This window comes from Cupriavidus sp. 05T313 (genome assembly GCF_056396665.1).
On the sequence record NZ_JBFTLX010000672.1, the window covers coordinates 1 to 407 of the forward strand.

Annotated in this window: 1 pseudogene; it reads left to right on the forward strand. The window is 65.0% G+C overall.

Going from position 1 to position 407, the window contains the following annotated elements:
- Window positions 1-283, forward strand: a pseudogene (aspA, locus tag AC1DKD_RS42300) (aspartate ammonia-lyase); the annotation flags it as partial.
- Window positions 284-407 lie beyond the last annotated feature (124 nt).

Below are 407 nucleotides of genomic sequence, written 5' to 3' on the forward strand. Positions count from 1 at the left end.
GAGCATCTCCCACCTCGAGGCAGCCTGCCGCACCCTCACGGCCCGCTGCATCAGTGGAATCACTGCCAACACCGACCACCTGCGCCGCACCGTGGAGCAGTCCATCGGCCTGGTCACCGCATTGAATCCCCACCTCGGCTACGCCACCGCCACCGCCATCGCGCAGGAAGCACTTGCCACCGGCAAGGGCGTGGCCGAGCTCGTCCTGGAACACGGGCTCCTCACCGACGCCCAGCTCCAGGAACTCCTGAGCCCCGAACGCCTGGCCAACCTCAGCAAGTAGTCCCCCCAACTGCTCCCCGAAGGACACTTCAATGACAAACACTCCCCTTCCTGACCACTTGATTGATGGTGGTCAYGCGCATGCGTCCGAGACCTCCCTGCACGCGGAGGACAAGGGCTACCAC